This window comes from Alistipes senegalensis JC50 (assembly GCF_025145645.1).
Lineage (GTDB): Bacteria > Bacteroidota > Bacteroidia > Bacteroidales > Rikenellaceae > Alistipes > Alistipes senegalensis.
This window is the reverse complement of sequence record NZ_CP102252.1, coordinates 3,720,637-3,744,992: the sequence shown is the minus strand read 5'-3', so window position 1 is coordinate 3,744,992 and position 24,356 is coordinate 3,720,637. Positions and strand designations below refer to the sequence as shown.

24 protein-coding genes are annotated in these 24,356 nt (G+C 59.2%); 12 read left to right on the top strand and 12 right to left on the bottom strand.

The annotated features are described in order from the left end of the window. Positions 1-993, top strand: a complete 993-nt coding sequence (locus tag NQ519_RS14915) for an aldose 1-epimerase (protein WP_019150357.1) — start codon at positions 1-3, stop codon at positions 991-993. 40 nt (positions 994-1,033) lie between these two features. Here NQ519_RS14915 and NQ519_RS14910 read toward each other — a convergent pair whose 3' ends face one another. Beyond that, positions 1,034-1,561, bottom strand: coding sequence for a nitroreductase family protein (locus NQ519_RS14910; RefSeq protein WP_019150358.1), 528 nt, complete (start codon positions 1,559-1,561; stop codon positions 1,034-1,036). 224 nt (positions 1,562-1,785) lie between these two features. On the opposite strand from NQ519_RS14910, the gene htpG reads away from it, so the two are divergent. Further along, a complete protein-coding gene (htpG, locus tag NQ519_RS14905) occupies positions 1,786-3,846 on the top strand; it encodes a molecular chaperone HtpG (RefSeq protein WP_019150359.1) in 2,061 nt (686 codons plus the stop codon). Positions 3,847-3,964: 118 nt separating this feature from the next. Here htpG and NQ519_RS14900 read toward each other — a convergent pair whose 3' ends face one another. Genes NQ519_RS14900 through NQ519_RS14870 form a run of 7 tightly spaced genes read right to left on the bottom strand, consistent with a single transcriptional unit; the run spans position 3,965 to position 10,311 of the window. Continuing rightward, on the bottom strand, positions 3,965-4,378 hold the full coding sequence (locus NQ519_RS14900; RefSeq protein WP_026076443.1) for an acyl-CoA thioesterase: 414 nt from the start codon (positions 4,376-4,378) through the stop codon (positions 3,965-3,967). 54 nt (positions 4,379-4,432) lie between these two features. Next, positions 4,433-5,017, bottom strand: coding sequence for an FAD synthase (locus NQ519_RS14895; RefSeq protein ID WP_019150361.1), 585 nt, complete (start codon positions 5,015-5,017; stop codon positions 4,433-4,435). After that, on the bottom strand, positions 5,010-5,663 hold the full coding sequence (locus tag NQ519_RS14890; RefSeq protein ID WP_026076444.1) for a redox-sensing transcriptional repressor Rex: 654 nt from the start codon (positions 5,661-5,663) through the stop codon (positions 5,010-5,012). The genes NQ519_RS14895 and NQ519_RS14890 overlap by 8 nt, the downstream gene beginning before the upstream one ends. 7 nt (positions 5,664-5,670) lie before the next feature. Further along, complete coding sequence (locus tag NQ519_RS14885) at positions 5,671-7,497, bottom strand: LysM peptidoglycan-binding domain-containing protein (RefSeq protein ID WP_019150363.1); 1,827 nt, start codon at positions 7,495-7,497, stop codon at positions 5,671-5,673. Next, on the bottom strand, positions 7,494-8,261 hold the full coding sequence (locus tag NQ519_RS14880) for a 3'-5' exonuclease (protein ID WP_019150364.1): 768 nt from the start codon (positions 8,259-8,261) through the stop codon (positions 7,494-7,496). Before NQ519_RS14880 ends, NQ519_RS14885 begins: the two co-directional genes overlap by 4 nt. A gap of 10 nt (positions 8,262-8,271) precedes the next feature. Further along, positions 8,272-9,396: a DNA polymerase III subunit beta gene (gene dnaN / locus NQ519_RS14875; RefSeq protein WP_019150365.1), complete on the bottom strand. Its 1,125-nt coding sequence runs from the start codon at positions 9,394-9,396 to the stop codon at positions 8,272-8,274. 33 nt (positions 9,397-9,429) lie between these two features. Beyond that, positions 9,430-10,311 carry a nucleoside phosphorylase gene (locus NQ519_RS14870; RefSeq protein ID WP_026076445.1) on the bottom strand — a complete coding sequence of 294 codons (882 nt, stop codon included), beginning with the start codon at positions 10,309-10,311 and terminating at the stop codon, positions 9,430-9,432. A gap of 112 nt (positions 10,312-10,423) precedes the next feature. Here NQ519_RS14870 and glmM point away from each other — a divergent pair, with 112 nt between their 5' ends. The 5 genes from glmM to glmS all read left to right on the top strand — a co-directional run bounded on the left by glmM (position 10,424) and on the right by glmS (position 16,392). After that, positions 10,424-11,812 carry a phosphoglucosamine mutase gene (gene glmM, locus NQ519_RS14865; RefSeq protein ID WP_019150367.1) on the top strand — a complete coding sequence of 463 codons (1,389 nt, stop codon included), beginning with the start codon at positions 10,424-10,426 and terminating at the stop codon, positions 11,810-11,812. 11 nt (positions 11,813-11,823) lie between these two features. Further along, positions 11,824-12,267, top strand: a complete 444-nt coding sequence (locus NQ519_RS14860) for a copper resistance protein NlpE (protein WP_019150368.1) — start codon at positions 11,824-11,826, stop codon at positions 12,265-12,267. A 4-nt stretch (positions 12,268-12,271) separates the two neighbouring features. Further along, positions 12,272-13,636, top strand: a complete 1,365-nt coding sequence (locus NQ519_RS14855; RefSeq protein WP_026076446.1) for a dipeptidase — start codon at positions 12,272-12,274, stop codon at positions 13,634-13,636. Positions 13,637-13,642: 6 nt separating this feature from the next. Beyond that, complete coding sequence (locus tag NQ519_RS14850; RefSeq protein ID WP_019150370.1) at positions 13,643-14,425, top strand: inositol monophosphatase family protein; 783 nt, start codon at positions 13,643-13,645, stop codon at positions 14,423-14,425. 122 nt (positions 14,426-14,547) lie between these two features. Then, complete coding sequence (gene glmS, locus NQ519_RS14845; protein WP_019150371.1) at positions 14,548-16,392, top strand: glutamine--fructose-6-phosphate transaminase (isomerizing); 1,845 nt, start codon at positions 14,548-14,550, stop codon at positions 16,390-16,392. Positions 16,393-16,468: 76 nt separating this feature from the next. Here glmS and NQ519_RS14840 read toward each other — a convergent pair whose 3' ends face one another. The 3 genes from NQ519_RS14840 to glyA are packed head-to-tail and all read right to left on the bottom strand — an operon-like array spanning position 16,469 to position 19,374. Next, positions 16,469-17,410 (bottom strand): alpha/beta hydrolase family protein, encoded by a 942-nt coding sequence (locus NQ519_RS14840; RefSeq protein ID WP_019150372.1) that lies wholly within the window; start codon positions 17,408-17,410, stop codon positions 16,469-16,471. A gap of 1 nt (position 17,411) precedes the next feature. Beyond that, a complete protein-coding gene (locus NQ519_RS14835; protein WP_019150373.1) occupies positions 17,412-18,092 on the bottom strand; it encodes a DUF2461 domain-containing protein in 681 nt (226 codons plus the stop codon). A gap of 1 nt (position 18,093) precedes the next feature. After that, a complete protein-coding gene (glyA, locus tag NQ519_RS14830; RefSeq protein ID WP_019150374.1) occupies positions 18,094-19,374 on the bottom strand; it encodes a serine hydroxymethyltransferase in 1,281 nt (426 codons plus the stop codon). Between the two features lie 309 nt (positions 19,375-19,683). On the opposite strand from glyA, the gene fabG reads away from it, so the two are divergent. Together fabG and NQ519_RS14820 are read left to right on the top strand one after the other, a co-directional pair. Continuing rightward, complete coding sequence (fabG, locus tag NQ519_RS14825; RefSeq protein WP_019150376.1) at positions 19,684-20,430, top strand: 3-oxoacyl-[acyl-carrier-protein] reductase; 747 nt, start codon at positions 19,684-19,686, stop codon at positions 20,428-20,430. A gap of 282 nt (positions 20,431-20,712) precedes the next feature. After that, positions 20,713-21,594, top strand: a complete 882-nt coding sequence (locus NQ519_RS14820) for a PorV/PorQ family protein (RefSeq protein WP_019150377.1) — start codon at positions 20,713-20,715, stop codon at positions 21,592-21,594. Here the strand turns inward: NQ519_RS14820 and NQ519_RS14815 are convergent. Beyond that, positions 21,572-22,060, bottom strand: a complete 489-nt coding sequence (locus NQ519_RS14815; protein ID WP_026076447.1) for a low molecular weight protein-tyrosine-phosphatase — start codon at positions 22,058-22,060, stop codon at positions 21,572-21,574. The two genes, NQ519_RS14820 and NQ519_RS14815, sit on opposite strands and share 23 nt — an antisense overlap. Positions 22,061-22,110: 50 nt before the next feature. Here NQ519_RS14815 and NQ519_RS14810 point away from each other — a divergent pair, with 50 nt between their 5' ends. From NQ519_RS14810 to NQ519_RS14800, 3 genes are all read left to right on the top strand, one after another. Beyond that, positions 22,111-22,524, top strand: a complete 414-nt coding sequence (locus NQ519_RS14810; RefSeq protein ID WP_019150379.1) for a DoxX family protein — start codon at positions 22,111-22,113, stop codon at positions 22,522-22,524. A gap of 103 nt (positions 22,525-22,627) precedes the next feature. Continuing rightward, positions 22,628-23,146, top strand: a complete 519-nt coding sequence (locus NQ519_RS14805) for a hypothetical protein (protein ID WP_019150380.1) — start codon at positions 22,628-22,630, stop codon at positions 23,144-23,146. A 6-nt stretch (positions 23,147-23,152) separates the two neighbouring features. Beyond that, a complete protein-coding gene (locus NQ519_RS14800) occupies positions 23,153-24,346 on the top strand; it encodes a BamA/TamA family outer membrane protein (RefSeq protein WP_019150381.1) in 1,194 nt (397 codons plus the stop codon). The last annotated feature ends 10 nt before the right edge of the window (positions 24,347-24,356 follow it).

The following is a 24,356-nucleotide window of genomic DNA, read 5'->3' as shown; positions in this document are numbered from 1 at the left end:
ATGCTGCGTACCGTCGATTTCCACGGCCTGAAAGCCGTCGAATTCTCCAAGGGCGACTACACGGCCCTGCTGGTTCCCGGAATGGGCGCGAACCTCGTGCGGCTGGCCAATACGCGGCTGGGCGCGGAGATCCTGCGCACGCCCGGAGCCGATGAGATCGAGGTGTTCAAGGGCCGTCCGCAGGTGTTCGGTCTGCCGATTCTGTTCCCGCCCAACCGCATCGCCGACGGGCGTTACACCTTCGAGGGCCGCACCTACCAGTACCCCATCACCATCGAGAAGGAGCACAATTACCACCACGGGGTGCTCAAAAGCGAGGCTTTCATCGTCTCGAAGGCCAGCGAAACGGCCGAGGAGGTGATGGTCGAGTGCCGTTACTACGCCAATGCGGGTAACGACGCCGTTTTCCGCGATTTTCCGCACGAGTTCAAGTGCAAGATCACCTACTGGCTCTCGGCCGACGGGCTGGAGCAGGAGGTGATGTTCTCGAACCGCAGCAAATTGCGGATGCCCGTGGGCGTGGGATTTCACACTCCGCTGTCGATTCCCTTTGCCGGAGGCGACGCCGCGGATTACGTGATGCGCGTTGCCGTCGGCGAGCAGGTCGAACTTAACGAGCGCAACCTCCCGACGGGCCGCAAGCTGCCGCTGTCGGAGCAATTCGCCAAGCTGCGCGAGGGCGGGCTCCGGGTCACCGAGTGCGACCCTATCGAAGCGGGCTTCACGCTGAAAGAGATCGACGTGAACGGCAAGTCGTTCCGCGGGGCGCTGGTCGAGAATGTGCGCACGGGAGCGCGGATCTTCTACGAGGTGGATTCCCAGACGACCTACTGGACGATTTGGAACAACGGGGGCCGGGTGCCCTACTGCTGTCCCGAACCGCAGTCGTGGACCACGAACGCTCCGAATCTGCCGAATCCTTCGGCCGAAGGGTTCCGGACCATCGCCCCGGGCGAGTCGTGGCGCATGGTGTTCCGGCTCTACGCGAAATAGGTTGAAAAAAGGGGATCGGTTGCCGATCCCCTTTTTCGTTTCAGAAATGTTCGTGGAAAACCGTTTCGTCCAGCGGCTTGCGCTGCGTGTCGTGGCGGTCGGGATCGGCCGGGATGCCGTCGCCGTAGCCGACGAGCAGGATGTTCACGGGTTCCACATGCGGAGGCAGTGCGAACTCCTCGCGCACGGCCTCCGGCTTGAACATGCAGACCCACAGCGTGTCGAGCTCCAGCGATGCGGCGCAAAGCATCATATGGTCGGTGACGATCGAGGCGTCGATGTCGCCGATCACCTTGCCGTCGTATTTGCGGGTCCACGCCTCGGAGGTGTCGGCGCAGACGACGATGGCTGTCGGAGCCCCGAAGTCGCGCGTACAGCGCGCCAGTTTCTCCATCCCCTCCTTCGACTGCACGACCAGCAACCGCTGGGGCTGCCGGTTGGCGCCCGTAGGAGCTACACGCCCCGCTTCGAGTATTCGGGCCAGTTTCTCCGGCTCCACTTGCTTGTCGAAATATTTGCGGCAGGCATACCGCTTCTTCGCCAGTTTCAGAAAATCGAACGTCTCCATGATCGGTAAATTAAGGGGTTCCCGCCGGATGCGCAGCCCGGGTTCCGGAATCCGAAACCGTACCGCGCCCTGAAGCCGGCGTATTGTGTCTGCAAAGGTACGAAAAAATCGCGCCGGTGTACAGGTTTTGGCAGACCCGGCTGACAGAATGGCAGAAAAAAATCGCTGGCACACCGTTTGTTGATTATTCCCGCGGAAATCAATACAACAACAACGATAACAGTATGAAAAACGGAAAAATCGGAGTTACGACGGAGAACATCTTCCCCGTCATCAAGAAATTCCTCTATTCGGAGCATGAAATTTTCCTGCGCGAGTTGATTTCGAACGCCGTGGATGCCACCCAGAAGCTGAAAACCCTCTCGTCGATCGGCGAAGCCAAAGGCGAGCTGGGCGACCTGACGATCCATGTGGCCGCGGACAAGGAGAAGAAGACGCTGACCGTAACGGACCGCGGTGTGGGCATGACGGCCGAGGAGGTCGACAAGTACATCAACCAGATCGCCTTCTCGGGTGCCGAAGAGTTCATGGAGAAGTACAAGAACCAGGCGATCATCGGTCACTTCGGACTGGGGTTCTACTCGGCGTTCATGGTGTCGGATAAGGTCGAGATTTTCACCCGGTCATTCCGCGAGGGAGCGAAGAGCGTGCATTGGAGCTGCACCGGGACCCCCGAGTTCGAAATGGAGGAGACCGACGAGGCCCGCGACCGCGGTACGACCATCGTGCTGCACCTCTCGGAAGATGCGCTGGAGTATGCCGACGATTCGAAAGTCGAGGGGCTGCTGAAGAAATACTGCCGTTTCCTGCCCGTTCCGATCGCTTTCGGCAAGGTCAAGGAGTGGAAGGACGGCAAGTACGTCGACACCGACAAGGACAACATCATCAACAACGTCGAACCGCTGTGGACCCGCAAGCCCGCGGACATCACCGAAGAGCAGTACAAGGAGTTCTACCACGAGCTCTACCCCATGAGCGACGAACCGCTGTTCTCGATCCACCTGAACATCGACTACCCGTTCCACCTGACGGGCATCCTCTATTTCCCGAAAATCCACAACAATTTCGAGATTCAGAAGAACAGGATTCAGCTCTATTCGAACCAGGTGTATGTCACGGATCAGGTCGAGGGCATCGTGCCGGAGTATCTGACGCTGCTGCACGGCGTGATCGACTCGCCGGACATCCCGCTGAACGTGTCGCGCAGCTACCTGCAAAGCGACTCCAACGTGAAGAAGATTTCGAGCTACATCACCCGCAAGGTCGCAGACCGTTTGCAGGAGCTGTTCAACACCATGCGTGCGGACTACGAGTCGAAGTGGGACGATCTGAAGGTATTCATCCAGTACGGCATTCTGACCGACGAGAAGTTCGCCGAGAAAGCCTCGGATTTCATGCTCTGGAAGAATACCGAGGGCAAGTATTTCACCCCCAAGGAGTACACCGAGAAGGTGAAGGAGAACCAGACCGACAAGAACAAGACCGTGGTGTTCCTCTACGTGGACGATCCCGTGGCGAAATACACCTCGCTGGAGGCGGCCAAGGCCAAGGGCTACGACGTGCTGGTGATGGACGGCCAGCTGGACAGCCACTACATCAACTGGTATGAATCGAAAGAGAAGGAGACGCGGTTCGTGCGCGTGGACAGCGATGTCATCGACAAGCTCATCCAGAAGGAGGAGAACGTCAAGATGTCGCTCACCGAGGCGCAGCAGGAGTTGCTGGAACCGGTGTTCGAGAGCCAGATGCCCAAGGACGACAAGATACACTACAACATCTCGTTCGAAGCCATGTCGCCCGACGAAGCTCCGGTGGTCATCACCCAGAACGAGTTCATGCGCCGCATGAAGGAGATGGCTGCGATGGGCGGCGGAGGCATGAGCCAGTTCTACGGTCAGATGCCCGACAACTTCACCATTGCGGTAAACGGCAACCACCCCATTGTCATCGACATTCTCGCTGACGTGGAGAAAGCCTATGGCGACAAGCTCCGGACCGTCACCAAGAAGATCGACGCCGCCGTGGCCGAGGAGAAGCGTTTCGACGAGGTCGTGAAGGGCAAGAAGGAAGAGGAGCTGACTCCCGAGGAGAAATCCACCCGCGAGGAGCTGTCGAAGAAGGTCGTCACCCTGCGCGACGAGCGCAACCAGCGTCTGCGCGAGATCGGTGGCGAAAACCGCCTCGTCAAGCAGATCATCGACCTGGCCCTGCTCACGAACGGCATGCTGAAAGGCAAGAATCTCACGGATTTCATCCAGCGGTCGATCTCGCTGATCGAGAAATAACCCGGCCGAGCCGAATGACGGAGCCGTGTCCTGACGGGGACACGGCTCTTTTTGAGTCTATAAGACGAAACGGACTTTCCATCGCGGAAGGTCCGTTTTTTCAACATAGCCGGGGCGTTTACTCCTCGGTCCACTCCTTCCGGAGCAGGTCGAGAAACCACTCGGGACAGCGGCAGGGACGACGCGAATCGCTGTGGATGAATCCCAGCTGGGTCATGCCCGTATTCAGCAGGTCGCCCCGCTCGTTGTAGATTTCGTAAAAGAAATTGATGCGTGTCGAGGGCATTTCCCGGAGGATGATGCGCACCGTGAGCAGCTCGTCGAAATAGGCCGGCTTGCGGTATTTGGACTGCACTTCGAGAATCGGCATCATGATGCCCCGCCGTTCGACCTCGGCGAACGACATGCCCAGCGCACGCAGAAATTCGCTGCGGGCCGCTTCGTAGTAGCAGATGTAGTTCGAATGGTGGCAAATGGCCATCTGATCGGTGTGTTTGTACCACACCCGTATCTGACAATCGTGGCTTAACATATTTTTCCTTATTTTATTTGCTTTCAGTTTGGCAGAGCAGGTCAAAGCAATCCCCTAACTTTTTAAGCGGGCGCCTCTTAGGCGGGCGGCTTCCTCGGTCTTGCCCTCTTCCAGCAACCGGCGGATCAGCGTCGAGCTGACACGTACGCCGTCAACCGTACACGGTCCCACTTTCACGACCCGCAGTCGTCCCGTCGCCGCGAGGGCGTCGCAGTCGAGCCGGTCGTGGCCGAAGCGGTGGTTGTAGCCCGCGACGAGCGTTTCGGCGCCGACCTTTCCGATCAGGTATTCCTCGACGAACTCCGCACCCGTCAGGGCGCTGAAAGCCCGGTCGAAAGGGATGACGATTACATTGTCCACGCCCAGTTCTCCGAGCAGGGCGATCTTTTCGTCGAGGGTCGTCAGCAGCCGCAGCCCCTCGTCCCTGCCGAGCGTGATGCGCGGATGCGGCTCGAAAGTCAGCACGACACACTCTCCCCCTATGGCGCGGGCTTCGGCGATAAGTCGCTCGATCAACGCCCGGTGTCCCCGGTGCACGCCGTCGTAAGACCCGACGGTCACGACCGGATGGACGAAGCGCGGAAGCGCGTCGAAACCGTGGAATACCCGTATGCCGCCCTGTTGTTCCCTCTCAGGCATTGCTGTTCTCCTCGTTCTCTTTGACGAAATAGGCGACTTTTTCCAGCAGCGTTGTGATGTCGTAGTTCTCGACGATGATTCCCTGCGGGAAGTTCAGCGGCGTGGAGGTGAAGTTCAACACGCCCTTGATACCGGCGTTGATGATCGGCAGCACGAGCGTCGGGGCGACCTTCGTCGGCGACGAGACGATGACGATCGAGATGTCCCGGTCTTCGACCACCTCCTCGAAAGTATCCATGTGGTAGCACGGAATGCCGTCGATGGTCTTGCCGACCTTCTCGGGATCGACATCGAACGCCGCGGTGATCTTCAGCTTGAGGCCCTTGCCGTTGAAATACTTGGTGATGGCTTGTCCCAGGTGGCCCATGCCCAGCACCGCGATGTTCATCGGCGAGGGGCTGTCGAGAATCCGGCTGATGTATTCGATCAGCACCTGCACGTCGTAGCCCTTCTTCGTATCGCTCGAAAATCCGATCAGCATCAGGTCGCGGCGCACCTGCACGGCCGTGATGCCGTGGATGCCGGCCAGCACGTGCGAAAAAATGTGCGTGATGCCCTGCTTGTGGCTGGCGAGCAGCGTGCGGCGGTATTCGCTCAGGCGCTCGATGGTCTTCTCGGGGATCGTATTGTTGGTCAAAGTTGCCATGATTCTGCTATTCGATGGTTATCGTGAAGTCGCTGTTGTAGTTGACACGCATCCAGTTGCGGTTGACGTGGTTTTCGCGTCCCTCGCCTTGTCCGAACAGATAGGTCGTCTGCAACGGCGTATAGCGGCGGTCTTCGAGGTCGTACTCAATGTCACCGTACATGGCCGGGGCGAAGATCACGGCGGTGTCGTAACCCCGGTAGGAATAGAGCGTCGGCAGCGCGCCGAACGCGCGGATGTAGGCGCTGTCGAAGGTCCTCACCACCTCGGAGTCGCGTTTGGCATGATAGGTCGAGAAGAATACCACGCGGTCCTTGAAATAGATGGCGCGGTCGATTCCCCCGAAACGGTTCCAGCGCGGGTTGCCCAGCACCGAGAAACGGGGCGTCGTGCGTCCGCGACTCGTGATGCTCGTATCGGCCGACGCCAGGGCCGCGAGAATCCGCTCCACATCGACGCTGTTGTCCGACAGGATCACGAAAAGGTTGTCCTGCCCGTTCTCCAGCAGCGGCGTGAGGTCGCTCGGGCTGTTGGCCGAACGCGCCGACGGATGCTCGTATTTATAGGTGTAGCGGGAGTATTCCGAGTCGCCCAGCAGCGCCAGTATCTCGCGCTCGAACTCCTTGTCGGTCGAGGCGGTGTAGATCAGCGTCACGTGCTTGTCGCCGCCCACCAGATCCCCCGCTTTCTCGTATTTGTGAGCCGGATCGGGCGCCAGTTGGAACAGCACGTCGCTGTTATGGTTGACGATATGCGCCAGCGGAGACACCACGGGCACCTTTTTCTCCTCGGCGAAGCGGATTATCGGAGTGAGCCCCTCTTCGTAGACCGGTCCGACGATCAGATCCGATTTGCGGAACGCCTCGTCCCGCTCGACGATCTCGCGGATGCGGGCCGTGTCGCGGGCCGTGTTGTAGAGATGAACCTCTGCCGAAATGCCCTGCCGGATTTTAACGCTGTCGAGCCCCAGCAGGAATCCCTGATAGAATTCCAGGTAATTGCCGTTGGCCTCGCCGCCCGTGGCGATGGGCAGCAGCAGCGCCACATGAAGCGGTTCGCTGCGGCGCAGGGCGCGGAATTCGACGGGAACGACCTGCCGTTCCGAGGCGGCCACGCTGTCCCGGCGCAGGCTGTCGGCAGCTTCCGCCGTCACGGCGCCGTCCGGCTGCGGGATTTTGATCATCGCCCCGGCTTTGAGGTCCGCGGGTTTCAGTCCGTCGTTGAGCGCGCTGAGCTCGGTCTCCGTAATCCCGAAGCGGCGCGACAGCGAGTAGAACGTTTCGCCCGGATGGACGATGTGATAGGCCGTACCCTCGTCGGCCACGCTGTTCAGCGACTGGCGGTACTCCTCCCACTGCTCCTTCGTGCCGGCTTCGTCCTCCGAACCGATCTGCTTCTTGCGGATCAGGATGCGTTCCCCGAGGCGCATGTGCAGCGGATCGAGGTTGGGGTTGTCCTCCAGAAGGGTTTTCACGGGAATTTCATACTGCCGCGAAATGGCGTAAAGCGTTTCGCCCTTCGACACGAAATGGAAATCGAAGGTCTTGCGCAGTTTCCTGTCCGACTTCGGCTCGGGAACGTCGCTCACGAAAGGTATCTTGATGTTTTCGGCCGTTTTCAGCCCGCGGGCGATTGAAGGGTTGTTTTCGAGGATCACCTTCTCGCCCACGCCGTAGGTTTTCGAAAGTCCGTAGAGCGTTTCTCCTGGCTGGACGGTGTGGATGTAGTACTTCGAGCCGTTGATGTAGACGATCGTTCCGGACTTCTCCGCCGCAAGGGCGCAGAGAGCCCACGCGATCGTCAGGGCTGTGGCACAGAGTCGTTTCATCGTCATTTCAGTTTATCGCGCATCCGGATTTCGGTGATGACCTTCTTGGTGTAGAGCGGGAAATCGCCGTTCATCATCCACGCATAGTAACTGGGTTCGATGCGGAACACCTCGGCCACCGAACGTCCCTTGTACTTGCCGAATCCGAAGACCTCCTCGCCCTTTTCGTTGAAGAGGATGCGCCCGGCGTAGTCCGCCGCTTCGGCGCGGCACGAGTATTCGGCCAGCTTGTCGATGTCGTTTTCCAGGTCGTCGTAACGGTCCAGCTGGGCCATCAGCACCTCGTAGGTGGCTTTCGTGTCGGCCTCGGCCGAGTGGGCGTCTTCGAGGTTCTTGTCGCAGTAGAACTTGTAGGCCGCGACCAGCGTCCGCTGCTCCTTCTTGTGGAAGATGTTCTGTACGTCAACGAACTTGCGGCGTTTGAAATCCACATCGACACCCGCCCGCAGGAACTCCTCGACCAGCACCGGGAGGTCGAAGCGGTTCGAGTTGAAACCGCCGAAGTCGCAGCCCCGGATGAACTGTTCGAGCGACTTGGCGACCTGCGCGAACGTCGGGCACTCCTTCACGTCCTCGTCCGTGATGCCGTGTACGGCCGTAGCCTCCTCGGGAATGTGCATTCCGGGATTTATCCGGCGGGTTTTGGTGATCTCCTCGCCGTCGGGCATGACCTTGACCATCGAAATTTCGACGATGCGGTCCTTTGCGGTGTCTATGCCGGTGGTTTCGAGGTCGAAGAAGATGATCGGTCGTTTGAGGTTCAGCTTCATCTGGCCGCCGTTATGCGTTGATCATCATCGGCATCAGCAGCATGAGCGTCGCGCTCGACTGCTTGTCGTCGTATACGGGCTTGAAGACGCCGGCACGGGTCGAATCGGCCAGCTCCACCACCACCGTCGGGGTCTCCATGTTCGAGAGGATCTCGACGAGGAACGTCGATTTGAAGCCGATCGAAATGGGCTGACCGTCGTAGCTGCACGAAATCGTCTCGTTGGCCGACACCGAGAAGTCGATGTCCTGGGCCGTGAGGTTGATCTTGTTGTCGGCGATGTCCATGCGGATGAGGTTCGTCGTGGGATTCGAGCAGACGGCCACGCGCTTGATGCCGTTGACCAGTTCGATGCGGTCCACCAGCACCTTGTTGGGGTTGTTGGCCGGGATCACGGCGTTGTAGTTCGGGTAGTTGCCCTCGATCAGGCGGCATACGAGCGTATGGCTCTTGAGCTTGAACAGGGCATTCTTCGAATCGAACGCCATCTCGATCGCGTCGTCCTCCTTCAGCAGCACCGATTTCAGCAGGTTGGCGGGCTTCTTGGGCAGGATGAACGAGGCAGTCACCTCGTTGGGGGTCTCGGACTCGTATTTCACCAGCTTGTGGGCGTCGGTGCCCACGAACGTCAGCGCATTGGGCGCCAGATTGATATAGATGCCGTTCATCACGGGGCGCAGTTCGTCGTCGGCCGTGGCGAAGATGGTTTTGTTGATGCCGTTGACGAGCGTGTCCACGTCCATCGAAAGCTCTTTCTTTTCGGCGCTCAGCTGCGGCACGGCGGGATAGCTCACGGCGCTGGCTCCGGGGATCGAGAGCGAACCGCTCTTCCAGTTGATCTTGATCTCCCAGTTCTTGTCGTTAACGTCGATCACGAGCGGCAGCTCGGGAAACTCTTTCAGCGAGTCGAGCATCAGTTTGGCCGGCGCGGCGATCGTGCCCTCGCTCTCCACGCTGTCCACCTCGATCGAGCCGATCAGGGTCGTTTCGAGGTCCGAAGTCGTGACTTTCAGGGTGTTGCCGTTGAGTTCCATCAGGAAGTAGTCCAGAATGGGAAGCGTGTTCTTATTGCTGATAACCTTGCCGGTGGTGGCCAGGAGCGAAAGCAGTGCCGAGCTTGATACGGAAAATTTCATACGTTTTTCTCTGTTTTTTCTGTTTATGGTTTTTTACTCTAAAATAGCCAGTTTGTCGAGGGCCGTCCGGATCATCTCCTTCACGAACGGTTTGTAGTCCGTGTTCACGTCCTGCGCGATGCGCTGGGCGATGATCGTGCAGATCGTGGCGGCGCGGTGGCCCATCAGCGCCGCGAGCCCGGCCAGCGCCGAACCCTCCATTTCGAAATTGGTGATGCGGCGGCCTTCGTAGCCGAACGACTCGATCTTCTCGTTCAGATGCGCGTCGTGCGGTTCGAGACGCACCCAGCGGCCCTGCGGGGCGTAAAAGCCCGGGGCGGCGATGGTGATGCCCTCGCGCGTAACGTCGCTGAAATGCTCGAAAAGCGTCTTGTCGGCATCGACGAAATAGGGTCGCGGCATCTTCTCGTACCAGCCCGTGTGCTTTACGAAAGCCTCTTCGAGCGCCAGATCGCAGACTGCGTCGCGGCCCTTGTAGTAGCTCAGCAGACCGTCGAAACCGCACGAGGTGCGCGAAAAGACGAATTCACCGACCTTGATGTCGGGCTGAATGGCCCCCGAGGTGCCGAGGCGGACCAGCGTAAGCTGTTTTTTCACGGCCTTCTCCTGCCGCGTGGCGAAATCGACGTTGGCCAGCGCATCGAGCTCCGTGACGCAGATGTCGATATTGCCGATGCCGATGCCGGTCGAAAGGACCGTCATGCGCTTGCCTTTGTAGGTCCCCGTCACGGTCTTGAATTCGCGGTTCGCCACTTCGCACTCCTTCGTGTCGAAAAATCCGGCCACGAGGGCCACTCGGCCGGGATCGCCGACCAATATCACGGTGTCGGCCAGCTGCTCGGGAAGCAGGTGGAGATGGAATATCGAACCGTCGTCGTTGATTATCAATTCGGAAGCGGGAATCGTCCTCATAATTGTCGTTTTTTAATTTCCATAATTGGCATAAAAGTAATATATTTACCTCGAATATCAAAACTTCGACGCTAATTTTTCATAAATATAAAGTATATCCAAAACCGAATAAAACATGACTCTTATCAAATCCATTTCGGGCATCCGGGGCACTATCGGAGGCCCCGCGGGGGAGAATCTGACGCCGCCCGATGTCGTGAAATTCACCACGGCCTACGTGCGTCTGATCGCCCGCCGCACACCGGGCAAAAAACTTACCATAGTCGTAGGACGCGACGCCCGGATTTCGGGCGAAATGGTCTCGAATCTCGTCGAAGGAACCCTTCTGGCCTGCGGCGCCGATGTCATCAACGTCGGGTTGTGCACCACCCCGGGAACCGAAATGGCGGTCATCACGAAAAAGGCCGACGGCGGTATCATCATCACCGCCTCGCACAACCCCCGCCAATGGAACGCCCTGAAACTGCTGAACTCCGACGGCGAATTCCTGAACGACGCCGAGGGCAAGCAGGTGCTGGCCATGTCCGAGGAGGAGGATTACGACTACCCCGCGATCGACGCTATCGGACATGTCCTTTCGCGCGAGGATTTCAACGACGAGCATATCCGCCGCGTGCTGGCGCTGCCGCTGGTCGATGCCGAAGCTGTGCGCAAACGCCGTTTCAAGGTGGTAGTCGATGCCGTGAACTCGGTGGGCGGAGTCGTCATGCCGAAGCTGCTGCGCGAGCTGGGCTGCGAGGTCGTGGAGCTGAACTGCGAGCCGACGGGCGAATTCGCCCACAACCCCGAGCCGCTGCCGCAGAATCTCACGGAGATTTCGGAGGTGATCGTGCGCGAAAAGGCCGATGTGGGCATCGTGGTCGATCCCGACGTGGACCGGCTGGCATTCGTTTCGGAAGACGGTTCGATGTTCGTCGAGGAATACACGCTGGTGGCCGTCGCCGACTACATCCTCTCCGAAAAGCCCGGCAACACGGTCTCGAACCTCTCCTCGTCGCGGGCCCTGCGCGACGTTACTGAACGTTACGGAGGCAAATACTACGCTTCGGCTGTCGGCGAGGTCAACGTCGTGACGAAAATGAAGGAGGTCGGCGCCGTGATCGGCGGCGAGGGCAACGGCGGAGTCATCTACCCCGAACTGCACTACGGACGCGATGCGCTGGTGGGCACGGCACTCTTTTTGACGTGGCTGGCGAAGAAGGGAATGACCATGACCCAGCTGCGTGCGACCTACCCTTCGTACTACGCTTCGAAGAACAAGATCGAATTGACGCCGGCTATCGACGTGGATAAAGTGCTGCGTGAAGTGAAGGCCCGTTATGCGGGTGAAAACGTGAACGATATAGATGGCGTAAAAATCGACTTCCCGGAGAACTGGGTTCACCTGCGCAAATCGAACACCGAGCCGATCATCCGCGTCTACACCGAAGCCAAGTCGATGGACGAGGCCGACGCGCTGGCGCAGCGGTTCATTGCTGAAATCAAAGAAATCTGTCATATCTAATATCTAAGACCATGAAAAAGAACGTATTGATCCTTGCCGCAGCCCTCGCGCTGGTCGCCTGCGGCGGAAACGCCCCGAAAAAGAAAACTGCCGCCGAAACGCAGACTACGACCGCGGCGGCGCCCGACATGCACACCGCCGAAACGTCGCTCGACTACCTGGGCACCTACGAAGGCACCCTGCCGGCGGCGGACTGCCCGGGAATCCAAACGACGCTGACGCTCAATCCCGACGGGACATACGAGTTGCACATGAAATACATCGACCGCGACGCTGAGTTCGACGAAAAAGGCGTTTTCAGCGTCAAGGAAAATCTGCTGACCCTGACTCAGCTCGACGACGGATCGGAAGAGTATTACAAGGTAGAGGAAAACCGGCTGCGCATGCTCGACGCCGAGAAACAACCCGTCACGGGAGCGTTGGCGGAGAATTACGTATTGCAAAAAATCAAGTAAGCGAATGGATAAAGCAAAAGTTTATATAAAGGAGAATAAGGAACGGTTTATTAGCGGGTTGTTCGATCTTCTGCGTATTCCGTCGATCAGCGCGCAGAGCGAACACAAACCCGACATGCAGCGTTGCGCGGAGTTCCTCGCCGCGGCGCTTGCCAAGGCCGGCGCCGACCGTGCCGATGTACTGCCCACGGAGGGCAATCCGGTGGTTTATGCCGAAAAGATCGTCGATCCGAAGGCCAAAACGATGCTGGTCTATGGCCACTACGACGTGATGCCCGTGGACCCGCGCGGCGAGTGGCGCACGGAGCCGTTCGAGCCCGTCATCAAGGAGGGCCGCATCTGGGGCCGCGGAGCGGACGACGACAAGGGCCAGTTGTGGATGCACGCCAAGGCTTTCGAGGCGATGTGTGCCACGGACACGCTGCCCTGCAACGTCAAATTCATGCTGGAAGGCGAGGAGGAGATCGGTTCGCCGAGCCTTTACGGCTTCTGCGAGCAGAACAAGGAGATGCTCGCAGCCGATATTATATTGGTGTCGGACACCTCGATGATCTCGATGCAAACGCCCTCTATCACATGCGGTTTGCGCGGGTTGGCTTACATGGAGGTTGAAGTGACGGGGCCGAACAAGGACCTCCACTCGGGGCTCTTCGGCGGTGCTGTGGCCAATCCGGCCAACGTGCTGACGCGGCTGGTGGCCAGTCTGATAGACGATAGCGGCCGTGTGACGATCCCCGGCTTCTACGACGATGTGCGCGAACTGACGCCCGGGGAGCGCGAGGCGTTCAACAAGGCACCGTTCGATATGGAAAACTATAAAAAATCGCTGGAAATCGGCGATGTGGAGGGCGAAGCGGGCTACACGACGCTGGAACGCACGGGTGTGCGTCCGTCGCTCGATGTCAACGGCATCTGGGGCGGCTACACAGGTGAAGGCACCAAGACGGTGATCCCCGCGAAAGCCTCGGCCAAGATTTCGATGCGCCTGGTCCCGAACCAGGACTACCGCAAGATTTCGGAGCTCTTCGAAAAGCATTTCAACGCCATTGCGCCCAAGAGCGTGAAAGTGACGGTGAAGGCGCTTCACGGCGGCATGCCCTACGTCTCCCCGACCGATATGCCGGCCTACAAGGCGGCAGAAAAGGCCGTCGAAGCGACCTTCGGCAAAAAGCCCCTGCCCTTCTATTCGGGCGGTTCGATTCCGATCATCAGCGGGTTCGAGTCGATTCTGGGCATCAAGTCGATCCTGATCGGATTCGGGCTGGCCGAGGACGCCATCCACTCGCCGAACGAGAGTTACGGACTCGAACAGTTTGACAAGGGCGTGGAGACCATTCCGCTGTTTTACAAGTATTTCGCCGAAAGCTGACAGCCGATGTACGACGAACTGCTGGAATTTGCCGTGGGGATGGCCCGGGAGGCCGGGAAGATACAGCTCGCCTATTTCCGGGGCGACGAACTCGCCGTGCGGACCAAATCCAACGTCTATGACGTGGTGACGCGCGCTGACAAGGAGAGCGAAGAACTGATCGCCGGGATGATCGCGGAGCGCTATCCCGACCACGCCATTCTGGGCGAGGAGGGTGGCAGCCGCGGCTGTGCGGAGAGCGACTGGCGCTGGGTGGTCGATCCGTTGGACGGTACGACCAATTACAGTCAGGGACTGCCCGTTTTCGCGGTCTCGATCGCCCTGCAACACAAGGGCGAAACGGTCGTGGGCGTAGTCTATGCCCCGTATTTGGGAGAGTTGTTCACCGCCGTAAAGGGCGGCGGAGCGCATCTGCAATACGCTTCGCGGGAGCCCGAACGCATTCGCGTCGGGGAGAAACGGACGCTCGCCACATCGGTGATCGCCACGGGGTTTCCCTACGACAAGGACGTGAATCCGGACAACAACAGCGACAACATCGCCCGGATCATCCCCTACGTGCGGGATGTCCGGCGGCTGGGAGCGGCGGCCTACGACATCAGCTGCGTCGCCGCGGGACTGCTGGACGGCTATTGGGAGCTGGCGCTCCACGAATGGGACATCTGCGCCGCCGAACTGATTCTGCGGGAGGCTGGAGGCGTCGTCTGCGAACTCCGCCGCGACCGCGGCATCTCGATCGTAGCGGGCAATGCCGCAATCGTGGAGGAGATTCGGAAATACGTCAGGTAACCGATTGAAAAACAGTTTTGTTTCCAAAAAATCGACAGGGCGGGTGTAAATTCCCGCCCTCTTTTTGCCGGTATTCGTAAAATATTTTACTATTTTTATCCCGGACAAAACGAAAAAAACAGATGTGCGGAATTGTAGGATATGTCGGCCGGCGTGACGCCTGCCCGATTCTGGTGAAGGGTCTGCACCGCCTCGAATACCGGGGTTACGACAGCGCGGGCATCGCGCTGGTCAATGCGACGGGGGCCCTTCACGTTTTCAAATGCAAAGGCAAGGTCTCGGACCTGGAACACTTCCTCGAAGGCAAGGACCTCGGCGGAACCATCGGCATCGCCCACACGCGCTGGGCCACGCACGGGGTTCCGAACGACGCCAACGCCCATCCCCACTACTCCGAATCGGAGCAGATCGCCCTGATACACAACGGCATCATCGAAAACTACCGCGTACTGAAAGACGCGCTCGTCGAGAACGGCTACACGTTCCGCAGCAGCACCGATTCGGAAGTGCTGGTGAATCTGATCGAATACGTCCGCCGGACGAACGGCTGCACGCTGTTCGAAGCCGTGCAGCAGGCGCTCCGTCAGGTGGTCGGGGCCTATGCCATCGCCGTCGTCGAGAAGGGAAACACCGACCGGATCATCGCCGCACGGCAGAGCAGTCCGATGGTCGTGGGCATCGGCGAGGGCGAGTATTTCCTCTCGTCCGACGCCGCGTCGATCATCGAATACACGCAGGATTTCGTCTATGTGGGCGACGGGGAGATCGCCGTGATCGAACGCGACAAACCCCTGAAAGTCGTGACGCTGGACAACCACGAGGGGAAGATCGACATCCGCAAGCTCCAGCTCTCCATCTCGCAGCTCGAAAAGGGCGGCTATCCCCATTTCATGCTCAAGGAGATTTACGAACAGCCCTCGACGCTCGTGGACTGCATCCGCGGGCGCATCAATCCCGACACGTGCGAGGTGAAGCTCTCGGGAGTGATCGACCACCGCGACAAATTCCTCGCCGCCCGGCGCATCATCTTCGTGGCGTGCGGCACCTCGTGGCACGCCTCGCTGATCGGCGAACACCTCATCGAGTCGATCTGCCGCATCCCGGTCGAGGTGGAATACGCCTCGGAGTTCCGCTACCGCAACCCCATCATCCGCGAGGACGACATCGTGATCGCCGTGTCGCAGTCGGGAGAGACGGCCGACACGCTGGCCGCCGTGGAGCTGGCCCGCAAGGCCGGGGCTTTCGTCTTCGGTATCTGCAATGTCGTGGGATCGTCCATCGCCCGGGCGACGGATTCGGGGGCCTATATCCATGTAGGTCCCGAAATCGGCGTCGCCTCGACGAAGGCTTTCACCGGGCAGGTGACCGTGATGGCGATGCTGGCGCTGGCCGTGGGTCGCGAAAAGGGAACTGTTTCGGACGCATATTACCACGAAGTTTCGAGCGCCCTGCTCCACCTGCCCGAAACGTTGGAGGAGGTGTTGAAGGTCGCGCCGCAGGTCGCCGACCTGGCGAAGATATTCACCTACGCCCACAATTTCATCTACCTGGGCCGCGGATACAACTACCCTACGGCTTTGGAGGGCGCCTTGAAACTCAAAGAGATCTCCTACATTCACGCCGAGGGCTACCCCGCCGCCGAGATGAAGCACGGCCCCATCGCGCTGATCGACGCCGAAATGCCTACCGTAGCCATCGCCACGCCGGATCACACTTACGAAAAGAGCGCCTCGAATATCGAGGAGATTCGGGCCCGGGGCGGCAAGATCATCGCCGTCGTCGCCCGTGACGACCAGCAGGTGCGCCGTTCGGCGGATTACGTGATCGAGGTTCCGGTCATCGCCGAATGTCTCATGCCGGTCGTAGTATCGGTGCCGTTGCAATTGCTGGCCTATTACATTGCGGTTTACAAGGGCCGTAACGTCGATCAGCCCCGCAACCTCGCCAAATCGGTGACCGTGGAGTGAATCTCCGTCCGGGCGACGAAAAAATCCGCAGTCTTCGGAAAGAGGACTGCGGATTTTTCATGCGCCGGGAGGCGCTTTAGTGGCCGTAGTTGGCGTCGATGTAGTCGGCGATCTTGAAGTCTTTCGGCTTCCGGGGAGTGTCGAGCGGCCTTATGCGGGTTTCGACCGCCTGCCGCTGTCCGCCGAAGACCAGTTTTTCGAGGAATGCGTCGATCTCCGCACGGTTTTCCCGCATCGGCCGCCACGCCATCGAATGATCGGTGTCGGACACGGAATGGAACCAATACGGAATTCCGCGGTGCGCGAGATCTTCGGCGATGCTTTCCGATCCGAAGAGCCACACCCCATCAAAGCCGATCTTGCCGTAGGGAACGTTGCGGTCGGCGTCGCCGTGGAAAAGCATCATCGGTGCAGGATCGCGGTCCCAGCGCAGCGTATCCCGGCGATCGCAAACAGCCCCCGCGAAGGCGATGACCCCGGCGTAGCCGAAGTCCCGACCGAACTTGCCGCGGGTCAGCGGATGACCGTTGCACAGTCCGTATTCGCCCATCAGGACCGTGATGGCCCCGGCGCTCGATCCGCACGTTACGATTCGGGTGGGATCGACATCGGACATGCGTTCGCAGACATAGGCCGTAGCGTCGTAGAGGTCCTCCATCGCCATCGAGAGCGTCGAATCCAGCGCCTGCGCGAAATGAGCCTCATCGAGCAGGCCGGCCGCTTTCGCCCGCTTCATCCCCAGCCGGTAGTCGATCGAAACGACGACGAAACCCTTGCGGGCGTAGTAGTCGAAGAAGGGCCGGAAACGGCGGTTATCCCGCGTTCCGGTCATAAAACCGCCGCCGAAGAGAAACATCAGGCAGGGTCTTTTCCGACTGTCGGGCGTGAGGGCGGCATAGCGGTCCAGCCTCAGCGTATCCGACTCGCGGACGGCATAGGCGAAAGTCTCCTTTCGGATCTCCTGTGCGCCGGCCGTCGTCGCAATCCATAGCGCGGCAAGTAAAATCAACCGTTTCATGCTACATCATTTCGTCGTAGGCGTACTGCACGGCGCGGTTCAGAATGGCGATGAACGGCTGCGTACGGCGGAACTCCTCGACGGTGCGCTCCAGCAGGTCCGGAGCGAGCAGGTACTCTTCGGTGATCGGCCGTTCGAGGTAAAAATCCTTCAATTTCAACATCTCGGCGTATTCGCTGTCGGCGGGAAATCCTGTCGGTATGCGTTTGAGCTTGTTGCCTTCGTAGAGCCGGAATCCCCGGGCCTTGCCGACGGCCGCCTCGATCTCCGCACCGTTATCGAGAATCTCCTCCCGCACCGATCGCAGCACCGTCGGTTCGGGGCAGTAAAGACCCGCCGAAAGCAGGTTGCACCCCACCAGCGAATCGGCGCAGGGCTCGATGTGGAAATAGTATCCCGCGAAGCCCGATTTCTTGCCCTTCGGGGCGATGTAGGCTCCGATATGGGTCTTGTAGGGCGACTTGTCGTTCGAAAAGCGCGTGTCGCGGGCGATCCGGTAGGTGCAGTCCTGCGGACGCAGGCCCCGCACCGTAGGATCGAACGACGAGATGCCCTCGATCAACTGTCCGGTGAAATCCGCGAACCGCCCTTTCACCCGGGTCCATTCGGCGCGGTGGGCGTCGAACCACTCCCGGGTATTGTCGTCGTGCAGGCGGCGGAAGAAGTCGATAACCTCTTTCATCTTACCACGCGAAAAGCGGATAGTCGGCCATCAGGGCGTTCACATCCTTGCGGACGGCGGCGATATTCGCCTCGTTCTCCGGATCGTGCAGCACGCGGTCGATCAGCTCGACGATGTAATCCATCTTGTCCTCCTTCAGACCGCGGGTCGTAATGGCCGGGGTGCCGAAGCGCAGACCCGAGGTCTGGAACGGCGAGCGGCTGTCGAACGGCACCATGTTCTTGTTGGTGGTGATGTCGGCGGCCACGAGGCATTTCTCGGCCAGCTTGCCCGTCAGTTCGGGGAATTTCGTCCGCAGATCGACCAGCATCAGGTGGTTGTCCGTACCGCCCGATACGATCTTGTAACCGCGCTTCACGAAAGCGGCGGCCATCGCGGCGGCGTTCTTCTGCACCTGAGTCTGATACTCCTTGTAGGCAGGCTCCAGCGCCTCGCCGAAAGCCACGGCCTTGGCGGCGATGACGTGCTCCAGCGGACCGCCCTGGATGCCCGGGAATACGGCTGAATTGAGGATCTGCGACATCATCTTCACGGCGCCCTTCGGCGTGGTCTGCCCCCAGGGATTCTCGAAATCCTTGCCCATCAGGATAATGCCGCCGCGGGGTCCGCGCAGGGTCTTGTGGGTCGTCGAGGTGACGATATGGGCGTATTTCACGGGGTTGTCCAGCAGCCCGGCGGCGATCAGTCCGGCCGTGTGGGCCATGTCCACCATCAGCAGGGCCCCCACCTTGTCGGCGATCTCGCGCATGCGCTTGTAGTCCCATTCGCGCGAATAGGCCGAGGCGCCGCCGACGATCAGTTTGGGCTTGCACTCCAGGGCTTTACGCTCCATGGCGTCGTAGTCGATCGTGCCGGTCTTCTCGTCGAGCTGGTAGCCTACTGCCCGGAAGTATTTGCCCGACATGTTGACCGGCGAACCGTGCGAGAGGTGCCCTCCGTGTGCGAGGTCCAGCCCCATGAAAGTGTCGCCCGGCTGCATGCAGGCGAAGAAAACGGCCATGTTGGCCTGCGCGCCCGAGTGGGGCTGCACGTTGGCGTATTCCGCGCCGTAGAGCTTGCAGATGCGCTCGATGGCCAGCGACTCGACCTTGTCCACGACCTCGCAGCCTCCGTAGTAGCGGGCGCCGGGATAGCCTTCGGCGTATTTGTTGGTCAAAACCGAGCCCATGGCCTCCATCACCTGGTCGCTGACGAAGTTCTCCGAGGCGATCAGCTCGATGCCGTGCATCTGGCGGCTGCGCTCGGCGGCAATCAAATCGAAAATCTGGGAATCTCTTTTCATTATCGTTAGGGATTTTGTGAAATGCTTTTACAGCGGGTAAAGATAAGCAAAAATGCCGAAAATGGGTTCGTCGAAAAACGGTTTAAGATATTTTTCCTATATTTGACCGGGCAAAACCCGGTCTTGGATAGGCTGCGCCTCGGCAAAACCGCAAACGAAGTTTGCATTTGCCCTCGGCTTGTACTATTTTTGGCTTCGCCTTAGATAGGCTGCGGCTCGGAAATGCTCAAATAAATTTGGCATTCCTCTCGCCTTGCACTATCTTTGTGCCGCAAAATTGGCAGATATTACCTTAAAAAGTATAACATTATGAAATTACTGGATGGAAAAGTGGCCGTTGTGACCGGCGCCGCACGCGGCATCGGCAAGGCCATCGCACTCGAATTCGCCAAAGAGGGTGCCGACGTGGCGTTCACCGACCTCGTGATCGACGAGAACGGCAAAGCCACCGAGGCCGAGATCGCCGCATTGGGCGTAAAGGCCAAAGGATACGCCTCGAACGCCGCGAATTTCGAAGAGACGCATCAGGTCATCGACCAGATCGTGAAGGATTTCGGACGCATCGACATCCTCGTCAACAACGCCGGAATCACGAAAGACGGCCTGATGATGCGCATGTCCGAGGCTCAGTGGGATGCCGTGCTGACCGTGAACCTCAAATCGGCGTTCAACTTCATCCACGCCGTAACGCCCGTCATGGCGCGGCAGAAAGGCGGCTCGATCATCAACATGTCGTCGGTGGTGGGTGTCAGCGGCAACGCCGGACAGTGCAACTACTCGGCGTCGAAGGCCGGCATGATCGGATTGGCTAAATCCATTGCGAAGGAGATGGGCCCGCGAGGTATCCGTGCCAACGCCATCGCCCCCGGCTTCATCATGACCGAAATGACCGCCAAGCTGCCCGACGAGGTGAAAGAGGGCTGGTACAAGCAGATTCCGCTGCGCCGCGGCGGCACGCCCGAGGACGTTGCCAAGGTGGCGTTGTTCCTCGCTTCGGATCTTTCGTCGTATGTCAGCGGTCAGGTCATCCACTGCTGCGGCGCGATGAACTGCTAAGAAGCTGAGAGAAGCGAAAAGAAAGGATGCCGCAAAGCATCTTCTGAAAACAAAAGTGTCCGTTCAAGTAAACTTGTCGGGCACTTTTGTTTATTCCGCAGGAAGCCTTCTTTTCGCGTCCGAAGCGCCGCAGACAATCACGGCACGAAAACGGAGCGTATGCCGTAATTGTCGCAACTTGCATTTTTTTGTTATCTTTGACGCCGTAACGACGCTTTTTGCAGTTGAATGGTTCTGTCGGACCGGATGCAATTCATTTTGCATTTTACTATATTTGTAATTATGAAACGACTCGTAACCTTGATCGCGGCCTTGGCCGTATTCCAGACATACGCCCAAAGAATTGAGGCGACGCTCCCCAGTCCCGACGCCAAGGCGATCGGCATGGGCGGCTTGATGATGACCACCCTTTCGGGCTCGCACGCCATCTACAACAACTCGGCGATGGCGGTTTTTTCGCGCATGCCGTCGCAGATTTCGTCGTCCTACTACGGGCAAGAAGATATAGACTATTACGCCGTGTCGGGCTTCTGCCGCTTCGACAACGTCAACCTCGCGCAGATCGGCTGGCGCCAGTATCTCCGCGAACACGGCAACAACGACATGGCCGTCGATCTGGGCTATTCGCGCCGCATGGGCGACAACTGGGCTCTGGGCATCGTGGCGCGTTACATGCACTTGAAACGCCCGGAGATTTCGGCCGACGCCCTGGCCGTGGATCTCAGCGCCGCCTACCAGCTGCCGCTGGAGAACGTCGGCAGCTACTCGACGTTGCGCGCAGGTGCCAAGCTGGGCAATCTGGGCGGATACGTCCACGATACGGACTACACGCTGCCGATGGATTTCACCGTCGGGGCGGCCCTCGACACGTTCCTCACCGATGCGCACGAAATCACCGTCGGCACCGACCTGGGATACTATTTCTCGCCGTCGTCGGTCCGCGGATTCCAAATGTCGGTGGGTGCCGAATACAACCTGATGCAACTGGTCCAACTGCGCACGGGTTACCACTACGGCGAGCGGCGCGACTACTATCCGAGCTACTGGACCGTCGGCGCCGGCGTGCGCATCCTCCACTTGCGGCTGGACTTCGCCTATCTTTTCGCCAAGAAGCACACGCTCCTGCGCAATACGTACAGCATCAGTTTCGGACTGGATTTCTAAGATATTCCAGAATCCCTTCGCAGCCGTCCTCCAGCATGTCGAGCACCAGCTCGAAACCCTCGTGTCCCTCATAATAGGGGTCGGGAACATAGGTGCGGTCGGGATGGCGGCGGCAGAACTCCGTCATGCGGAATATCTTGCGGGCGGCCTCGGGGGAGGGCGCCATGCGATACAGCGTTTCGTAATTCATGTCGTCCATCCCGACGATCATGTCGAAGCGGTCAAAATCCGCTTCGCTCACCTGCCGCGCACGGTGCGTCAGCGCATAGCCGCGGCGTGAAGCCGCGCTCCGCATGCGCGGATCGGGCAGTTCGCCCCGGTGGCCTCCGTAGGTGCCCGCCGAGTCGATCGTGAAACGGTCGGCGAATCCCCGCTTCTCCACGAGGTCGTGCATGATGCCGTCGGCGGCCGGAGAGCGGCAGATATTGCCCAAACAGACGAATAAGATTCTTGTTTTCGGTTCCATGCCGTAAAGATAGCGAATTTTTCGGAACGCGAATTGCAGGACCCGGGGATATGGAGAAGAAAATGACAGGACGGATCGGAGAATACCGCCGTATGGACTGGGCCGTGTTCTACATGCGGTTGTTCACGGGCGCCATGATGTTGTTTCACAACATCGGCAAAATACAGAACTACAACGAAATAATCGGATCATATCCGGCATTGCTTCACATCGAGCCCGCCGCCGTGTTCGTCATCGTGACGGTCGTCGAAGTGCTGCTGGCCGTGCTTATCATCATGGGGCTGTGGGTGCGTCCTGCGGCATTTCTGATGGCGGCGGGCATTCTCCTGATGTTCGTCTGGGGCGGATTCGGAGCCGGGGAACAGGAGTTCGTATGGCTCGGCGTCTATGTCTTCCTGATCATCTCGGGAGGCGGATTTTACGGATTCGACACCGCCATAGCCGCTGCCGGTAGAAAAAAGTGACCAATCGGACAATAAATAGGAGTGCCGACATTCCCGATGTTCGGAGAAATGTCGTATCTTTGACACGATTTGTTTTCGTTAGAAACCGCAAAAACAGAACGTAATGAAGATGAAAGTGATCGTGATGCTGGCGGCTTTCGCGCTGACCGCATCGGCCGCCGCGGCGCAGGAACTGCCCCGCAAGGTGCAGAACGTCGAGGTGCTCGACCTGGACGGAAAACCGGCCAAACTGCCCCATTTCGGCGAAAAGAACCTGATGATATTCTACGTGGACCCCGACCGCCACAAACAGAACGAGGATTTCACCATCGAACTGGAAAAGAACGGACGCGCGTCGGGCGAAAACATCTACGGCTTCGGGGTGATGAACCTCAAGGACGCCCCGATGGTACCCAACGGCATGGCCCGCAGCATGGCCAAGAAACGCACGGCCTCGAACGGCGCCACGGTGCTGGCCGATCAGGACCGCATCCTGAGCAAGGCTTGGGGGCTGGGCGACTGCAACAACCAGTTCGTGCTGATGATCGTATCGAAGGAGGGCGAACTGGTGTTCGTGCGCAAGGGCATCCTCTCCGACGCGGACAAGGAGGCTTTCTACCAGACCGTCGAGAAGTACAAATAGATCTCGATGGTGCGCAGAATCGTTGTCCTGATCCTCGTGCTCTCAGGTTCGCTCCTCACGGGGCGGGCCCAGGAGGGCACCCGTGTTGCAGACGGCGACACGCTGCACTACACCTACACCCCGCTGCCGCAGGAGGCTCCCCGAAGGAAACCTTTCCTGCGCCGCGTAGTCGATTACTTCGGAGAATCGACCACCGACAAGACCTTCGAAAAGAAGATCGACTTCACCTTCGCCGGAGGCCCCAGCTATTCGAAGAACACGAGCTTCGGCATCGGTCTGCTGGCGGCGGGACTGTTCCGCCTCGACCGTACGGATTCGATCACGGCGCCGTCGGACATCTCGATCTTCGCCAACGTTTCGGTGTCGGGGTTCTATGCGCTGGGCGTGACGGGAAACACCATTTTCTCGCACAACAAACGCCGTCTGAACTATACGGTGATGTTCGCCTCGGCGCCCCGCAGTTTCTGGGGCATCGGCTATGATGCGGGGCGCCACAATCCCGAAAGCACCTATTCCGAAAAACGCTATCTGGTCGAAGGGCGCTATCTGCACGAGTTCCTGCCCCATACCTATGTCGGCGGACTGGTGAGTTTCGAACACACGCGGGGTCTGAAATTCTCCAAGCAGGAGTATCTGCACGGAGAAAAGCTGCATTATACGGCGACGGGCATCGGAGCGATCCTCGAATACGATTCGCGCGACTTCATTCCCAATCCGTTCCGGGGTCTCTACGTGAGTTTTCAGGAGACGCTTTTCCCGAAGGGGCTCGGAAACTGCGGCAAAACGCTGTGGCGCACGACTTTCACGGCCGATGCCTACCAGCGGGTGTGGAAAGACGGCATCCTCGCCGCCGACCTCTACGCGGTGTTCAACACCGACGGCACGCCGTGGCCGATGCTCGCCCGGCTGGGCGGCAGCCAGCGGATGCGCGGCTATTACCAGGGCCGCTATACGGACAACGACATGATCACCTTGCAGATCGAACTGCGCCAGCGGATCTGGCGGCGGATCGGATGCGCGGTCTGGGGCGGTGCGGGCAACGTGTTTCCGTCGCTCGGCGAATTCGACTGGTCGCAGACGCTCCCCAACTACGGAATCGGCTTCCGGTGGGAGCTCAAAAAAAGAGTTAACGTTCGCCTCGATTACGGATTCGGCAAGAAGACAAGCGGATTCCTGCTGAGCATCAACGAGGCTTTTTAGAGCTATTTGG

Excerpts from the sequence above, each read along its gene's own strand:
- NQ519_RS14915 (WP_019150357.1), top strand. The coding sequence starts at position 1 with ATGCTGCGTACCGTCGATTTCCACGGCCTGAAAGCCGTCGAATTCTCC.
- NQ519_RS14910 (WP_019150358.1), bottom strand. The coding sequence starts at position 1,561 with ATGGAGACGTTCGATTTTCTGAAACTGGCGAAGAAGCGGTATGCCTGC.
- htpG (WP_019150359.1), top strand. The coding sequence starts at position 1,786 with ATGAAAAACGGAAAAATCGGAGTTACGACGGAGAACATCTTCCCCGTC.
- NQ519_RS14900 (WP_026076443.1), bottom strand. The coding sequence starts at position 4,378 with ATGTTAAGCCACGATTGTCAGATACGGGTGTGGTACAAACACACCGAT.
- NQ519_RS14895 (WP_019150361.1), bottom strand. The coding sequence starts at position 5,017 with ATGCCTGAGAGGGAACAACAGGGCGGCATACGGGTATTCCACGGTTTC.
- NQ519_RS14890 (WP_026076444.1), bottom strand. The coding sequence starts at position 5,663 with ATGGCAACTTTGACCAACAATACGATCCCCGAGAAGACCATCGAGCGC.
- NQ519_RS14885 (WP_019150363.1), bottom strand. The coding sequence starts at position 7,497 with ATGACGATGAAACGACTCTGTGCCACAGCCCTGACGATCGCGTGGGCT.
- NQ519_RS14880 (WP_019150364.1), bottom strand. The coding sequence starts at position 8,261 with ATGAAGCTGAACCTCAAACGACCGATCATCTTCTTCGACCTCGAAACC.
- dnaN (WP_019150365.1), bottom strand. The coding sequence starts at position 9,396 with ATGAAATTTTCCGTATCAAGCTCGGCACTGCTTTCGCTCCTGGCCACC.
- glmM (WP_019150367.1), top strand. The coding sequence starts at position 10,424 with ATGACTCTTATCAAATCCATTTCGGGCATCCGGGGCACTATCGGAGGC.
- NQ519_RS14860 (WP_019150368.1), top strand. The coding sequence starts at position 11,824 with ATGAAAAAGAACGTATTGATCCTTGCCGCAGCCCTCGCGCTGGTCGCC.
- NQ519_RS14855 (WP_026076446.1), top strand. The coding sequence starts at position 12,272 with ATGGATAAAGCAAAAGTTTATATAAAGGAGAATAAGGAACGGTTTATT.
- NQ519_RS14850 (WP_019150370.1), top strand. The coding sequence starts at position 13,643 with ATGTACGACGAACTGCTGGAATTTGCCGTGGGGATGGCCCGGGAGGCC.
- glmS (WP_019150371.1), top strand. The coding sequence starts at position 14,548 with ATGTGCGGAATTGTAGGATATGTCGGCCGGCGTGACGCCTGCCCGATT.
- NQ519_RS14840 (WP_019150372.1), bottom strand. The coding sequence starts at position 17,410 with ATGAAACGGTTGATTTTACTTGCCGCGCTATGGATTGCGACGACGGCC.
- NQ519_RS14835 (WP_019150373.1), bottom strand. The coding sequence starts at position 18,092 with ATGAAAGAGGTTATCGACTTCTTCCGCCGCCTGCACGACGACAATACC.
- glyA (WP_019150374.1), bottom strand. The coding sequence starts at position 19,374 with ATGAAAAGAGATTCCCAGATTTTCGATTTGATTGCCGCCGAGCGCAGC.
- fabG (WP_019150376.1), top strand. The coding sequence starts at position 19,684 with ATGAAATTACTGGATGGAAAAGTGGCCGTTGTGACCGGCGCCGCACGC.
- NQ519_RS14820 (WP_019150377.1), top strand. The coding sequence starts at position 20,713 with ATGAAACGACTCGTAACCTTGATCGCGGCCTTGGCCGTATTCCAGACA.
- NQ519_RS14815 (WP_026076447.1), bottom strand. The coding sequence starts at position 22,060 with ATGGAACCGAAAACAAGAATCTTATTCGTCTGTTTGGGCAATATCTGC.
- NQ519_RS14810 (WP_019150379.1), top strand. The coding sequence starts at position 22,111 with ATGGAGAAGAAAATGACAGGACGGATCGGAGAATACCGCCGTATGGAC.
- NQ519_RS14805 (WP_019150380.1), top strand. The coding sequence starts at position 22,628 with ATGAAGATGAAAGTGATCGTGATGCTGGCGGCTTTCGCGCTGACCGCA.
- NQ519_RS14800 (WP_019150381.1), top strand. The coding sequence starts at position 23,153 with ATGGTGCGCAGAATCGTTGTCCTGATCCTCGTGCTCTCAGGTTCGCTC.